9 protein-coding genes, 2 tRNA genes and 2 pseudogenes are annotated in these 13894 nt (G+C 64.2%); 9 read left to right on the top strand and 4 right to left on the bottom strand.

Annotated elements, in window-relative coordinates; translation table 11 throughout:
• Positions 1-236: 236 nt before the first annotated feature.
• From LG371_RS01915 to LG371_RS01905, 3 genes are all read right to left on the bottom strand, one after another.
• Positions 237-2318 (bottom strand): site-specific recombinase, encoded by a 2082-nt coding sequence (locus tag LG371_RS01915; protein ID WP_225747576.1) that lies wholly within the window; start codon positions 2316-2318, stop codon positions 237-239.
• Positions 2319-2703: 385 nt separating this feature from the next.
• Positions 2704-3621, bottom strand: a complete 918-nt coding sequence (ftsX, locus tag LG371_RS01910; RefSeq protein WP_225747575.1) for a permease-like cell division protein FtsX — start codon at positions 3619-3621, stop codon at positions 2704-2706.
• A complete protein-coding gene (locus LG371_RS01905; protein WP_067590821.1) occupies positions 3618-4271 on the bottom strand; it encodes a cell division ATP-binding protein FtsE in 654 nt (217 codons plus the stop codon). Before LG371_RS01905 ends, ftsX begins: the two co-directional genes overlap by 4 nt.
• Before the next feature lie 177 nt (positions 4272-4448).
• Between LG371_RS01905 and LG371_RS01900 the strand changes: the two genes are divergently transcribed.
• The 9 genes and pseudogenes from LG371_RS01900 (at position 4449) to dusA (ending at position 12278) form a co-directional block, all read left to right on the top strand.
• A complete protein-coding gene (locus LG371_RS01900; RefSeq protein WP_067591134.1) occupies positions 4449-4952 on the top strand; it encodes an adenylyltransferase/cytidyltransferase family protein in 504 nt (167 codons plus the stop codon).
• A complete protein-coding gene (locus LG371_RS01895; protein WP_225747574.1) occupies positions 4949-6682 on the top strand; it encodes a biotin--[acetyl-CoA-carboxylase] ligase in 1734 nt (577 codons plus the stop codon). The genes LG371_RS01900 and LG371_RS01895 overlap by 4 nt, the downstream gene beginning before the upstream one ends.
• Positions 6679-7473 carry a cell division protein gene (locus tag LG371_RS01890; RefSeq protein ID WP_067590824.1) on the top strand — a complete coding sequence of 265 codons (795 nt, stop codon included), beginning with the start codon at positions 6679-6681 and terminating at the stop codon, positions 7471-7473. Before LG371_RS01895 ends, LG371_RS01890 begins: the two co-directional genes overlap by 4 nt.
• Before the next feature lie 148 nt (positions 7474-7621).
• Positions 7622-10231 (top strand): annotated as a pseudogene (gene recC, locus LG371_RS01885) (exodeoxyribonuclease V subunit gamma); the annotation flags it as partial.
• A 74-nt stretch (positions 10232-10305) separates the two neighbouring features.
• Positions 10306-10401: pseudogene (locus LG371_RS12195) on the top strand (hypothetical protein); the annotation flags it as partial.
• Between the two features lie 68 nt (positions 10402-10469).
• Positions 10470-10859, top strand: a complete 390-nt coding sequence (locus tag LG371_RS01880) for a hypothetical protein (RefSeq protein WP_370632615.1) — start codon at positions 10470-10472, stop codon at positions 10857-10859.
• A gap of 194 nt (positions 10860-11053) precedes the next feature.
• Positions 11054-11129, top strand: a tRNA-Asn gene (locus tag LG371_RS01875).
• Positions 11130-11131: 2 nt separating this feature from the next.
• Positions 11132-11207, top strand: a tRNA-Lys gene (locus LG371_RS01870).
• A 63-nt stretch (positions 11208-11270) separates the two neighbouring features.
• Positions 11271-12278, top strand: coding sequence for a tRNA dihydrouridine(20/20a) synthase DusA (gene dusA / locus LG371_RS01865; protein ID WP_225747573.1), 1008 nt, complete (start codon positions 11271-11273; stop codon positions 12276-12278).
• 120 nt (positions 12279-12398) lie between these two features.
• Here dusA and trkA read toward each other — a convergent pair whose 3' ends face one another.
• On the bottom strand, positions 12399-13808 hold the full coding sequence (trkA, locus tag LG371_RS01860) for a Trk system potassium transporter TrkA (RefSeq protein ID WP_225747572.1): 1410 nt from the start codon (positions 13806-13808) through the stop codon (positions 12399-12401).
• Positions 13809-13894 lie beyond the last annotated feature (86 nt).

Here is a 13894-nt window from a genome sequence, read left to right as displayed (position 1 = left end):
TTAACTGATGTTGAAGCTATGCCTTAACAAGCGTTGCTTGAACCTCCCTATCTGCGTACGTGGCTGCGCCACACACCTACCGTGTTTCGCCCAAATAGTTTTCAGGTAGCCTCAACGCAGATGAGCCGCCTGCCCCGTTCGTTTGACTGAAAAGGCTACCTGAAAACGTGAGCTTCAACGAAGTTAAAAATGCCGCGGCACATTTCAGGTAGCCTCGATCGTGTGCGGGAAGCCCGTTATTTGCCGGGCGCGGCAGGCTTTTTCTCGGCGTCGGCTTCGGGCGCGTCGGGCGGGGGAAAGAACAGGCTTTTGGGCTTCTGCTTCACCAGCGCGACGGTGCTGCCGACGATTTGCAGCGGGTCGTCCACCACGGCGTCGCGCGAGCGCAGCGCCACCCACAGGGTGATGGAGAAGCTCACCAGCAGGTTTACCGCACCAATCATCAGCACCATCAGCAGGTTGGCGGCGAAGGAGAAGGGGCCGATGTGGCCGCTCACGGCGGCGTAGCCCAAGTTGGCGGAGGAGAAGGCCACGTGGCGGATGTCGAGCGGCAGGCCGGTGAGGTGGCCGAGGTAGCCGGTCATGCCCAGGAGCCAGCCGAAGCAGAAGTTGCCCATCATGGCGCCGTAGTGGTTGTGGATGTAGTCGGCCAGCTTTTGCCGCCAGGCGGCGGGCAAGATGCGCTTGAGCAGGGGGTGTTCGCGCAGGCGCATTTTGAGGTTGAGATAGTCGGCGCGGTTGTCGAAGAAGCCGGCGATGATGCCGGAGCAAAACAGCCACACGCCGGCGATGGCGGCAAACAGGAGCGCGGGCGTGGTGAACACGGCCATGGATTTGAGCTGGTAGGCGGTGGTGGCTTCATCCAGCAGCGTCGCGCCGAAGCGGTGGGCGAAACCCCAGCTGATGAGGCAGGCCAGCAGCACGGCCACCAGCACGTTGCCAAACACGGCCACGCCCTGCGAGCGCACCACGTCGATCAGCAATTGCGCCAGCTTCTGGCTCACGGCGCGGCCGCTGCTGCTGCGCTCTACGGCTTGGGCGAAGCTGGCGGCGGTTATGGCGGGCTGTTTGGTGGCCACGGTGAAATGCAGCATGTGGATCAGCACGAAGCCGATGCCATAGTTCAGGCTCACCAGCACGGCGTGCCAGAAGTGATCCTGCACCAGGCTGCCGATGTGGATTTTGAGCAGCGCCATCAGGGCGATGAGCACGCCGCCGCCGGCTGCGGAGCGCAGCATGCCCCAGTATTCGCTGCGGTTGCGCGTGATGTAGTGCTCGCCGTGGCGGCTGGAATTTTGGCTGATGCTGCGGGCGAGCATTTTCACGCTGCCGCGCCACAGCGGGGCAATCCGCCGCTGCGCCACCACGGCCACGGCGATGTCGCGCGAGAGCAGCAGGGTGCGCAGCATGCATTGCAGGTAGCTGCGGGCGGTAAACAGCGCCATCAGCTGCTCCATGCGGTTGAGCGTTTGTTTGAGCCGCTCCAGGAGGTGTGCCACGTGCATGGAGGAGCCGGCACCGGCGCCGGTGCCTTTGCGTTGCAGGCGGTCGATGAGCTTGCGGCTTTGGCTCATCATCACTTTGAGGTGGCTGTCGTCGTAGGCGGGCGGCTGGTGTTCCGCGCTGTGGTCAAACCATTCGCCCAGCTCGGGTTTCATGCCGGCGAAGGGGGTTTGGCGGTAGTGCGCCAGCCAGTCGGACACTTCGCGCATCAGCCCCACGAAGGGCGAATCCACATCCAGCAGCTTGGGCTCGAGGCGGATGAGGTCGGGGTCGAGGTCTTCGGCGGCCACCCACACCGAGAGCATTTCCACGGCATACAGGCTTTCGTTGCGCAGGTGGCGGCCGCAGGTGTCGGACACGGCGGGGTCGGTGTGGCGGCGCATCAAGGCCAGGAGGCGCAGCCAGCAGGGCAGGGGGATGGCGGCGAGCCATTCGGCGTCGTGGCGGCCGTGAAACAGCATGGCGAGCACGTCGCGCAGGTCGTGGCGGTCTTTATAGGCCGGGTTGAGCCGCTCGTAGAGGCGGTGGCGGAATTCGTGGCCGAAGCCGGAGCGGGAGAAAATGCCGATGGTGATGAGCGTGGGATAAATGCGCACGCTGGAGAGCCAGCGGCACAGCAGGTTGGTAACGGTTTGGCAGGCGGCCGTATCTTGCTGCAAATGGCGGCACAGCATGCGGAAACGCACGGGTGCGCCCGCTGCGCCGCCCTGCCGCAGCCACACCACCGCAGCCTGCATCATGCCCAGCGCGTCGCCTTGGGCGGCGGCTTGGAACAGGGCTTCGGGCAGGATGTGCTGTGGTTTGCGTTTGAACATGGGCTTCCTTGTGCGTGTGGGCGGGCGGAGGGCTACCTGAAAAAGGGGCGGCGATTATAACAGCTCGGCGCTTGATGCAAAAAGGCTACCTGAAAACCGATTTTCCGTTTCAGGTAGCCTGATTCTTTGCGCCAACTTTTTCAGGTAGCCTTTTGAGGCTGCGCGGAACATTCCACACAAATTTATAGTGAATTAACAAAAAACGCTACTGCGTTAGCTCGCCTTGCCGTACTACCTGTACTGTCTTCGGCTCGCCGCCTTGTCCCGTTTTTTGTTAATCCACTATACCGAGCTTGCCCCCTCTGCCGGTGTGGAGCCAGCAAAGCAAAGGCTACCTGAAAACGCTTCTGCCATTTTTAGGTAGCCTTTGTCTTGCCCGCAGCGCCTAGCGGCTTCTGGCCTTAAACTCCTGCAAATGCCGGCTGCCGGCCAGCCACGCGCCGGCCATGCCCAGCCCGCACCCCACCGCCACAATCACCGCCATCTCCCAGCCGTGGAAGAAGCGCCAATCCAAATTCAGGCCGTAGGGGCGGAAAATCTGGTCGGCCAGCGGGCGGGCGCTGCGCATCAGCCAGCCGCACAAGAGCAGGCTCAGGGCGGAAGACAGCACGCCCTGCCACAGCGCCTGATAGAGGAAAGGCCGGCGGATAAACGAAGCGGGCGCACCCAAAAGCTTGGTGATTTCGATTTCCTCGCGCCGGCTGAGGATTTGCAGGCGGCTGGTGTTATACGCCACCAACACCAGCGCCGCGCCCAGCGTGCACACCAGGAAATAGAAAATCCGGTGCACGAATTCATTGATTTGAAACAGCGTCTGCATCCATTCGGCGTCCATCTGCACGCTCTCGGCCTTGGGCAGCGCCGCCAAATCGGTGCGCAGCGCGGTTTGCTCCTGCGGCGTGGCGCCCGCTTTGGGCGTGACCACAAAGGCATCTGGCAGCGGGTTGCCGTCCAGCATCGACACCAAATCCTGCCCGTCGAAGGCCTGTTGCAGCTCGGCCATGCCCTGCTGCTTGCTCACGTATTCGGCGGTGGCGATGCGGCTGTCTTCCGCCAACTTGGCGCGGATGGCGGCCACGTCGCCCTCGCCCGCTTCGGGCGCGAGGTAGATAGTCATCTGCGGGGCTTGGTTGAGCCGGCCGAGCACCTGCGTGCTGCTTTGCACGCCGAGGTACAGCATCAGCGGCAGGGTCATGGCGGCGGCCAGCATCAGCAGCACCAGCAATGTGCCCAAGGGCTGGCGCAAAAGGCGGGCGAAGGCTTGGGCGGCGGCTTCGAAATGCAGCGAGAGATAGTGTTTCATGCGGCAAACCTGCCTTCCTGCAAACGCAAAATGCGGTGGCCGTAGTCGGCCATCAGGGTTTCGTCGTGCGCGGCCACAATCACGGTGGTGCCGGCTTCGTGGAAGGTTTTGAAGAGCTCCATGATGTCGAGCGCGTAGGCGCGGTCGAGGTTGGCGGAGGGCTCGTCGGCAATCAAGAGGCCGGGCTGGTGCACCACGGCGCGGGCAATGCACAAGCGCTGCTGCTCGCCGCCGGAAAGGGTGATGGGGTCGGCCAGCTCGCGCCCGCCCAGGCCGACTTTCTCGATGGCGATGCGGGCGCGCTTGTCGGCGGTTTTGCGGTCGTAGCCGATGATGCGCAGCGGCAGCAGCACGTTTTGCAGCACGTTGCGGTCGAACAGGATTTTGTGGTCTTGAAACACCAGCCCGATGTGCTGGCGCAGGTAGCCTAAGCGGCTGTCGTTGAGCGTGCCGAGGTCTTGGCTGTTCATCCACACTTTGCCGGAAGTGGGCTTGGTGATGCCGGCAATCAGCTTGAGCACGGTGGATTTGCCGGCGCCGGAATGCCCGGCCACGAAAATCATCTCGCCCTTGCTGATTTTGAAGCTCACGTTTTGCAGGGCGCGGAAGCCGCCGGGGTAGGTTTTGGAAACTTGTTCGAAACGGATCATGATGTGGGGTTGGAATGTGGACAAAGATTTTTCAGGTAGCCTGTATGCCGGCTCAGGCGCGCCGGAGGCTACCTGAAAAACATCTTGCGGATTATACGGCAATTCCCGCTCGCCCAACACCAAGCCCGCGCGCAGAAATGGTATCATCCGCGCTTTAATTACCCCGAAGAGAGCGCCATGACTGCCTGGCCCACCCCCGATTTCGAACGCAAAATCTGCCCGCCCGAAGCCTTGGCCGAAAGGCTTGCCGAACTGCCGCGCCCGCTGGTGTTCACCAACGGCTGCTTCGACATCCTGCACCGCGGCCACGTAAGCTACCTCGCCCAGGCCCGCACCCTCGGCGCCGCACTGGTGCTCGCGCTGAACACCGACGATTCCGTGCGCCGACAGGGCAAAGGCAGCGACCGCCCCATCAACCCGCTGGCCAACCGTGCCGCCGTGGCCGCCGCGCTCGCGAGCGTGGATGTGGTTACCTGGTTCGACAGCGACACCCCCGCCGCGCTGATTGAGCAAGTTCGGCCCGACATTCTGGTGAAGGGCGGCGACTGGCTACCTGAAAACATCGTCGGCGCCGCCGAAACCCTCGCGCGCGGCGGCCAAGTGTATTCCATCCCCTTCCTGCACCAAACCTCCACCACCCAAACCCTGGCCAAAATCCGCGCCTCGGAGCCCGCCGCATGATGCAGGAAATCCACTGGCAGCTCCTCGCCGCCCTCGCCGACGGCCAGGCGCACCATGTTACCGAGCTGGCGCGCCGCATCGGTCTCAAGCCGCCGCAGCTCAACGCCCTCTGGCAGCAGATGCCGCCGCACATCCGCGGCCTTCTGCGCCAGCAAGATGGCCGCTGGCGGCTGGTGCGCCCCCTGGCGATTTTGGACGAAGCCCTGTTGCGGCAGCAGGCGCAGGCCGCCGGCTGGCAGGCCGAGCTGTTGCCCGAACACCCTTCCAGCAACAGCTACCTCATCGCCCAGGCCAAAGAGCAGGGCGCCGACATCCACCGCCGCATTGTGTTTGTCCACCACCAAACCCAAGGCCGCGGCCGGCAGGGGCGCAGCTGGCAGAGCCGAATCGGCGAATGCCTGATGTTTAGCGCCGGCTGGCGTTTTGCCCGCGCGCAGGCCGAATTGGGCGGGCTCACGCTCGTGGCCGCGCTGGTGTGCTGCCGTGCCCTGCGCGGTTTGGGCGTGCCGGCGCAGATTAAGTGGCCGAACGATTTGGTGATCGGCGGCGAAAAGCTCGGCGGCATCCTCACCGAAACCGCCCGCCGCAACAGCCAAACCGCCATCGTGGTGGGCATCGGCATCAATTTTGTGCAGCCCAAGGCGGTGGAAGCTGCCGAAGCCGTGCAGGGCAGCGCGCCGCATGCCAGCGTTGCCCGCCTCACCGAGCGCCTGCTGCCCGATTTGGCTGTCGCCTTCGAACAGTTTGACCGCGAAGGCCTCGCCCCCTTCCTTGCCGACTACCACGCCTGCCACCGCGACCAAAACCAGCCGGTGCGCCTGCTACGCGACGGGCAAACCCTGCTGCAAGGCACCGCGCTGGGCGTGGACAACAGCGGCGCGCTGCACATCCTCGATGCCGACGGCGTGGAGCACAGCATCGTGAGCGGCGAAATCAGCCTGCGCCCGCTGCACGGCCACACCGCGCCCGCGGCGAAGCCTGCCGACAGCAAAATGCTGCTGCTGGATGCCGGCAACAGCAAGCTCAAATGGGCCTGGGTGGAGCACGGCCGCATGGTGGCGGTGGACAAAACTTCTTATTGGAACTTGGAGCCCTTTGCCCACAGCTGGCGCCAGCACAGCGGGGAAAACGTGCGCATCATCGGCTCGGCGGTGTGCGGCGCGGCCAAGCAGCAGGCCGTGGCCGAGCTGCTCGGCCGCGAGCCCGAATGGCTGGGCTCCATGCCGCAGGCCTTGGGCATCCGCAACCACTACCGCCGCGTGAGCGAGCATGGTGCCGACCGCTGGTTCAACATCCTCGGCAGCCGCCTCTTCACGCCGCATGCCTGCGTGGTGGTGAGCTGCGGCACGGCCGTCACCATCGACGCGCTCACCGCCGACAACCACTATTTGGGCGGCAACATCATGCCCGGCTTCAACCTGATGAAGGAAGCCATGGCGCAACACACCGCCAACCTCAACCGCCCCGCCGGCCGACCCTACCCCTTCGGCACCCCCACCGCCAATGCCATGGCCGGCGGCATGATCGATGCCGTGTGCGGCGCGGTGATGCTGATGCACGAACGTTTGCGGCAGAAACAGCCCGACGCGCCCACCGCCGTGATCATCACCGGCGGCGGCGCGGCCAAAATCAAACAGGGGCTACCTGAAAAATTTGCTTTGGACAACCCCATTCAAATTGTGGATAATCTCGTGCTTCACGGATTACTCAACTGGGCTGTACAAACATGAAGTGGCTGTTTGCCATTCTGGTGGCGTTAAACATCATCGTTTTCGGCGGCATGCTGGTTACGCGCATGGCGCAGCCGCAGCCTGCGCCCGTGGTGCAGCAACAGCCGCAGCAGCCCACCACCGTGGTGGTGCATGCCGCGCCCGCTCAAAGCACCGCGCCGCAGCAGGCGCAGCAGGGCGTGCCCGTATTGCCGGTGGATGCCGCCCGCCCGCGCCAGAGCGCCTCGCCCGCCCGCGGCAACGCCCCTGCCCAAAGCAAACCCGCCGAAGGCCAACCCAAGCCCACGCCCGAAAGCGGCATCCGCGCCCCCAGCACCGCCTGCACCGCCACCGCGCTCTTGCCCGAAGACGACTACCACCGCATCAAAGGCTTGCTCGCCCGTTGGCCGCACGCCGCCACCCGCGTGGTCGAGCGCCGCCGCGACGGCGGCCGTGCCCAGCGCGGCGGCGAACGCTACCAGGTGAGCGTGGCCATCGAAGGCGACGTGCAGGAATTCACTGCCAAGCTGCGCGCGCAGGGCTTCCGCGGCGCCAGCGTATCCGGCGGCCGCATGAGCCTGGGTTCCTTTGTCAACGAGCGCCAGGCCGAGCAAACCGCCGTGAAAGCGCGCCAAGCCGGGCTGAACCCGCAAATCGCCCGCACCGGCTCCGGCGGCGGCGAGCAATCCGCCGAATTGGGCGAATCCAAAATGCAGGTAACCTTCATGAATGTGGACGACAACGCCGCCGCCGGCATCAGCAGCGTGATCGGCCGCTATTCCAGCCTGCGCCGCGCCCCCTGCCGCCGCTAAATACGCCCTGAATACACGGAAGGCTACCTGAAAACCAATTTTCAGGTAGCCTTTATCCTTTTTGCCCTATTGCTTGATTAGGCTACCTGAAAGCCCCCGCCCGTTTCGCTATAATGCCGCCATCCTCCTTTTCCTCCAGCGGCCAGCCATGCTCCACCTCTACCAATCCAACCGCCTCGAATTCCTCGCCGAAACCGCCGTTGCCCTAATGCAGACCAGCCCGCCTGCCTCCGCCTTCGCGCCCGAAGAAATCATCGTGCAGAGCCAGGGCATGCGCCGCTATCTCAATCATTATTTGGCCGAACGCAGCGGCATCGCCGCCAACCTCAAGTTCAGCCTGCCCGCCGCCCTTAGCTGGCAGCTCACCCGCCGTTTCCTGCCGCACTCCCCCCGGCTGAACCCCTTCGCCCCCGAAGTGTTGCGCTGGCGCCTGCTGCCCCTGCTTGATCCCGCCGGAGAGCATGCCGCCGCGCTGCCGCCCGTGTTGCAGGGCTACCTGAACAGCAGTCCCACCGCCGCCTACCACCTCGCCGGCCGCCTGGCCGACGTGTTCGACCAATACCTCGTGTATCGCCCGCAATGGCTCGACCAATGGGAACGCGGCCGCCTCAACGATTTGGGCAGCGACGAAGCCTGGCAGGCCGAATTGTGGCGCATCCTCGCCGCGCAAAGCCCTGCCGCCCACCGCGCCGCCCAGCATCAGCAGCTGCTCGCCGCCCTCCGAGCCGAAAGCCTGCCGCAACGCTACCTCGCCTTCGGCATCTCCACCCTCGCCCCCGTGTATCTCGACCTGCTCGAAGCTCTGGCCGAACACACCGAAATCCACCTCTTCGCCGTCAATCCCAGCCAGCAATACTGGGGCGACCTGCCCAGCCCCAAGCGCCTGGCCAGCGCCCCACCCGCCGCCGCCGAAGCCGGCCACCCCCTGCTCGCCTCGCTGGGTAAGCAGGGCCGCGACTTCTTCGACCACCTTGCCGCCAGCAGCCGCGCGTGGCAGAAATCGAGCTTTATCCCGCCCCGCCCGAACCCCAGCCTGCTGCAACGCCTGCAAACCGACATCCAGCTCTTGAGGCTACCTGAAAAAATGCCCGAAGCCGGCGGCAATCCCGCAAACGGCAGCATCACCATCCAAGCCGCCCACAGCCCCCTGCGCGAGCTGCAAATCCTCAAAGACCACCTCCTGCGCCGCCTAGCCGAACAGCCCGATTTGCAGCCGCACCACATCGCCGTGCTCACCCCCGCCATCGAAGACTACCTGCCCTTCATCCAAGCTGTCTTCGGCGAAGCCGCCCCCGGCAGCCGCGCCTTGCCCTACAACATTGCCGACGTGCGCCTCAGCCGCAGCCAGCCCCTCATGCTCCTGGCCGAGCAGCTCATTGCCCTCATGCAGAGCCGTTTCGAAACCGAACGCCTGCTGCCCCTGCTCGACCACGACACCGTGCGCCGCCAATGGCAAATCGGCGCCGACGATGCCGACTTCCTGCGCCACAGCAGCGCCGAGCTCAACATCCGCTGGGGCGCCGATGCCGCCATGCGCGCCCAATACGGCGGCAGCGGCCAAGCCTTCACCTGGCAGCAGGGCGAAGAGCGCAGCGTGCTCGGCTGGCTGCTGCCCGCCGGCCGGGGCGAACTGTGGCAGGGCGTGCACCCCTATGCCGCCGATTTGGCGCAGCAGCCCGCTCAAGCCGCCTGGTTCGTCCTGCTGCACCACCTGCGCGCCCACCACCGCCAATGGCAAACCCCCGCCGATGTGGCCGGCTGGATCGAGCGCTTCCGCAGCCTCCTGGCCGACGCCACCGGCGATGCCTCCGCCGAAGCCGACCAGGCCGCCCACCAGCAAATCATGCAGGCGCTGGCCGACTGGCAAGCCGAAGCCGAGCTGGCCGGCTACCGCGCCCCGCTCCCGCCCGACACCGCCCGCGAACACCTGCGCCTCTTCCTCGACCAAAGCAGCGAAGCTGGCTTTTTGCGCGGCGGCATCACCTTTTGCAGCATGGTGCCCATGCGCAGCCTGCCGTTCCCCACCCTCTGCCTGCTCGGCCTCAACGACGGCAAGTTCCCCCGCCAAACCAAAGCCCCCGCCTTCGACCTCATCGCCCGCCATCCCCAGGCCGGCGACCGTTCCCGCCGCGACGACGACCGCTACCTCTTCCTCGAATCCCTCATCAGCGCCCGCCGCGAGCTCTACCTCTCCTACATCGGCCGCGACTACCACAAAGACGAAGCCCAAGCTCCCTCCCCGCTGTTGAGCGAGCTGGTGGACACCCTTGCCCAAATGACCGGCCAAAGCAGCGCCGACTTCGCCGCCGCCCACATCCGCCAACACCCCCTGCAAGCCTTCTCTGCCCGCTATTTTTCAGGTAGCCCCCATGCCGGGCAGGCCGATTTTTCAGGTAGCCTTTCCAGCACCCGTCAAGACTACGCCCAAGCCCTCAACCAGCCCCCCACAGAGCCGCCCCCCTTTATCGGCGATACCCGCCCGCTGCCGAATCCCCGCCGCAATCCCGCTCGGCAGCTTCCTCTATTTCTGGAAAAACCCCGTGCGCTATTGGCTGCGCCACGCCCTGCAATGGCGGCGCCCCTATGCCGAAGCCCCGCCGACTCCGCCGAGCCCTACGCCATCGCCGACCCCGCCGCCGTCAAACAACACTACCTCGACGCCCGCCGACATCACGAAAACTTCGCCCACACCGAAGCGCGACTGCGCGCCGAAAGCCTGCTGCCCGCCGGCCTGCTTGGCCAGTTGCTGCAAGAGCCGGAGCGCACCGCCGTCAAACAGCTCGATTCCGCCCTGCTCACCAGCCCCCGTCGGCCGACTTCCCCTTCCGTTTTGTGCACCGCGGCATCGTGCTCGCCGGCAGCCTCAGCCACCTGCACCAACACGGCCAAATCTTCTACCGCGCCCAAGACCTCAACGCCCCCAACACCATCGAGCTCTGGCTGCAACACCTCGTTTATTGCGCTGTCGCCCCCCAGCCGCAGGCCACCCACCTCGTTTGCCCCGCCAGCCCGCAAACCCTGCCCCCGCTGCCGGGCACCGAAGCGCCGAGCTGCTCGGCCGCTGGCTCGACTACTACGCCCTCGGCCAACGGCAGCCGCTGCCCTTCTTCCCCCGCACCTCGCTTGCCGCCGCCCAAGCCTGCACCGCCGACGACCTTACCGCCGGCAGGCTACCTGAAGCAGCCCTCAAAGCTGCCCGCAGCAAATACCGTGATGGCTACAATTACTCCGGCCAAAACCAAGACCGCGAAGTCGCCCAAGTGTTCAGCCGCAACGATGACGAGCCCATCGAGAGCCCCCTGTTTGCCAACATCGTGCTCGAGCTGCTCGCCCCGCTGGCTCTGCACCTGACCCCAAAAGCCGGCAAGGGCAAAAAGGCTACCTGAAAAATCCGGCCAGCTGCTGGAAGCAGAATTTTCAGATAGCCTCTCAAGCGCGCCTGCAAATGCTGAAAAATACAAACATATGTATTAAAAGAATTTTCTAGGATATTCGTGTGGTGGTGCGATTTTTTTTACCACTTTCGGCAAAATTTTTATTGACAACTCCCGCGCCCATCCCTAAAATGCGCGTCTTCCTTTCCCCGATAGCTCAGTCGGTAGAGCGACGGACTGTTAATCCGCAGGTCGCTGGTTCGAGCCCAGCTCGGGGAGCCAAAGGGTCGTTAGCTCAGTCGGTAGAGCAGCGGACTTTTAATCCGTTGGTCGAGCGTTCGAATCGCTCACGACCCACCAAATTCCAGAAAGCCTAAACATCCCGTTTAGGCTTTTTCTCTATCCGCATTCGGCCAAACCATCATGCCCGCCACCGCCTCCCTCCCCGCCCGCCGCCTTTCCGTTGCCCCCATGCTGGATTGGACGGACAGGCATTACCGCTACCTCGCCCGCCAAATCAGCCGCCATGCCTGGCTCTACACCGAAATGATTCATGCCGGCGCCATCATCCACGGCGATGCCGAACGCTTTCTCGGCAAAGACGAGGGTGGAAACCCGGTGTCGCTGCAACTGGGCGGCAGCCACCCCGCCGATTTGGCCCGAGCCGCCAAAAAAGCCGCGCAATACGGCTACGACGAAATCAACCTCAACTGCGGCTGCCCCAGCCCGCGCGTGCAGAAAGGCGCGTTCGGTGCCTGCCTGATGAACGAAGTCGGCTTGGTGGCCGACTGCCTCAACGCCATGCAGGATGCCGCGCCCGACTGCGCCGTCACCATCAAGCACCGCATCGGCATCGACCGCCAGACAGACTATCACACCGTGCGCGATTTCGTCGGCACCCTCGCCGGGCAAACCGCCTGCCGCACCTACATCGTCCACGCCCGCAACGCCTGGCTGGAAGGCCTTTCGCCCAAAGAAAACCGCGACGTGCCGCCGCTGAAATACGACTACGTTTACCGCCTCAAGCAAGACTTCCCCGAGCTGGAAATCATCATCAACGGCGGCATCAAAACCAACGCCGAAATCGCCGAACACCTGCGGCACGTAGACGGCGTGATGATCGGGCGCGAGGCCTACCACAACCCCATGCTCATGCAAGCGTGGGACAGGTTGTTTTACGGCGAAAGGCTACCTGAAACCGATTTCGACACCCTGATTCCCGCGCTCTACCGCTACATGCAGCGCATGCTCGCCGCCGACCCCGGGCTCTCCGTCCGCCACATGCTGCGCCACTACCTCGGCCTGTTGCACGGCCGCCCCAACGCCCGCCTGTGGCGCCAGATGCTCTCCGATGCCAAATTGCTCCAAAGCAACCGACCCGAGCTGATTCTGGAAACCTGGGCCAAAGTCTCCGCCGCGCCGGAAGCCTGAGCCACGGCAAATCGCGCGCCCAAAGCAAACAGCAGCCCGTTAAGCTGCTGTTTTTGCCTGTCAGGCTACCTGAAAATTGATCGATTATTTTTCAGGTAGCCTTTCCCAAAGCTTCCGGCCTCAGCCGAAAAAGCCGATGCGCACCTGAATCAGTTTTTCCAACTCGCTCACCACGCGGCGTCGCGCCACGAAAAGGATGATGTGGTCGCCGTCGGCCAGCTCCACGTCTTGGTGCCCCATAAACACTTCCTTGCCGCGCACCACGGCCGCCACGTGGCAGCCGCTGGGCCAGCGCACCGAGCGCACGCGCCTGCCCACCAGCTTGGAGGTGTCGCGGTCGCCGTGGGCGATGATTTCGATGGCTTCCGAGCTGCCGCCGCGCAAGGGGTGTACCGCTTCCACGTCGCCGCGCCGGATGTGCGCCAGAATCGAACCGATGGTGACCAAATGGGGCGACACCACGATGTCGATGGTGTTGCCTTGCAGCAGGTCCACGTAGCTGGAGCGGTTGACGATGGCGATCACGCGTTTGGCGCCGAGGCTTTTGGCCAGCATGCCGGCCATGATGTTGTTTTCGTCGTCGTTGGTGAGCGCGCAAAACACGTCGATTTCGTCGATGTATTCGCCTTCGAGCAGGCCTTCGTCTACTGCCGAGCCGTGCAGCACCAGCGCGCTGTTGAGGTTTTCCGACAGCCATTCGGCACGTTTTTCGTTGTTTTCGATGATTTTCACGTCGAAATGCTGTTCGAGCTGGCGGCTGAGGCGGAAGCCGATCTGGCCGCCGCCGGCAATCATCACGCGCCGCGTGGGCTGCTGTTTCGGGCGCAGTTCGCGCAGCACTTCGGCCACCTGCGAGGTGGGCGCGGCCACAAACACTTCGTCGTCTTGCTGAATCACGGTTTGCGGCGTGGGCATGATGAGCTTGTTGTTGCGGTATACGGCGCAGATTTGGCAGTTGGTGCCTTCGGGCAGGTGTTCGTGGATGGCGTGGATGGGCTTGCCCAGGAGCCGCCCGCCGCTTTGCGCGCGCACCACCAGCATGCGCACTTTGTCTTCGGCGAAGGTGAGTACTTGCAGGGCGCTGGGGTGGCAGAGCAGGTCGGCCAGCCGCTCGGTAACCAGTTGCTCGGGGCAGATGGATTCGCTCACGTCGAACAAATCGAGCGTACCGCGGCTCACGGGCTCGTCTTCTCCTTCGCGGCCGGTGTATTCGAGATAGTCGGAAAGGCGCACGCGGGCGATGCGGTTGGGAATGTTGAACAAGCTGGCGGCGAGCTTGCAGGCGGCGAGGTTGGTTTCGTCGTGGCGAGTGAGGGCGAGCAGCAGGTCGGTGTCGTAGGCGCCGCCTTCGGCCATCACGGCGGGGGAGGAGCCGTTGCCGAGCAGGGTTTGCACGTCGAGCTTGCCGCCGATGTTGCGCAGGGCGTCGGGGTCGTTGTCGATAACGGTTACGTCGTGGTTGGGGATTTCAACCAGATTCTGCGCCACGGCGGTGCCGACTTGACCGCTGCCTAATATTAGGATTTTCATGGTGGATGGCCGGATGGGAAAGGGGAGGGCGGCGGTGCCGCCGAATATGGGGCATTATACAAGGCAGCAGGCGCTCAAAATAGTGA

Source organism: Eikenella sp. Marseille-P7795 (genome assembly GCF_916618725.1).
GTDB lineage: Bacteria > Pseudomonadota > Gammaproteobacteria > Burkholderiales > Neisseriaceae > Eikenella > Eikenella longinqua.
The sequence above is the reverse complement of the archived record's forward strand: the minus strand, read 5'-3'. Positions and strand labels throughout refer to the sequence as shown.

What these genes read in the sequence shown, in the direction of transcription:
- LG371_RS01915 (WP_225747576.1), bottom strand. Translation starts at nt 2,318, where the DNA reads ATGTTCAAACGCAAACCACAGCACATCCTGCCCGAAGCCCTGTTCCAA.
- ftsX (WP_225747575.1), bottom strand. Translation starts at nt 3,621, where the DNA reads ATGAAACACTATCTCTCGCTGCATTTCGAAGCCGCCGCCCAAGCCTTC.
- LG371_RS01905 (WP_067590821.1), bottom strand. Translation starts at nt 4,271, where the DNA reads ATGATCCGTTTCGAACAAGTTTCCAAAACCTACCCCGGCGGCTTCCGC.
- LG371_RS01900 (WP_067591134.1), top strand. Translation starts at nt 4,449, where the DNA reads ATGACTGCCTGGCCCACCCCCGATTTCGAACGCAAAATCTGCCCGCCC.
- LG371_RS01895 (WP_225747574.1), top strand. Translation starts at nt 4,949, where the DNA reads ATGATGCAGGAAATCCACTGGCAGCTCCTCGCCGCCCTCGCCGACGGC.
- LG371_RS01890 (WP_067590824.1), top strand. Translation starts at nt 6,679, where the DNA reads ATGAAGTGGCTGTTTGCCATTCTGGTGGCGTTAAACATCATCGTTTTC.
- dusA (WP_225747573.1), top strand. Translation starts at nt 11,271, where the DNA reads ATGCCCGCCACCGCCTCCCTCCCCGCCCGCCGCCTTTCCGTTGCCCCC.
- trkA (WP_225747572.1), bottom strand. Translation starts at nt 13,808, where the DNA reads ATGAAAATCCTAATATTAGGCAGCGGTCAAGTCGGCACCGCCGTGGCG.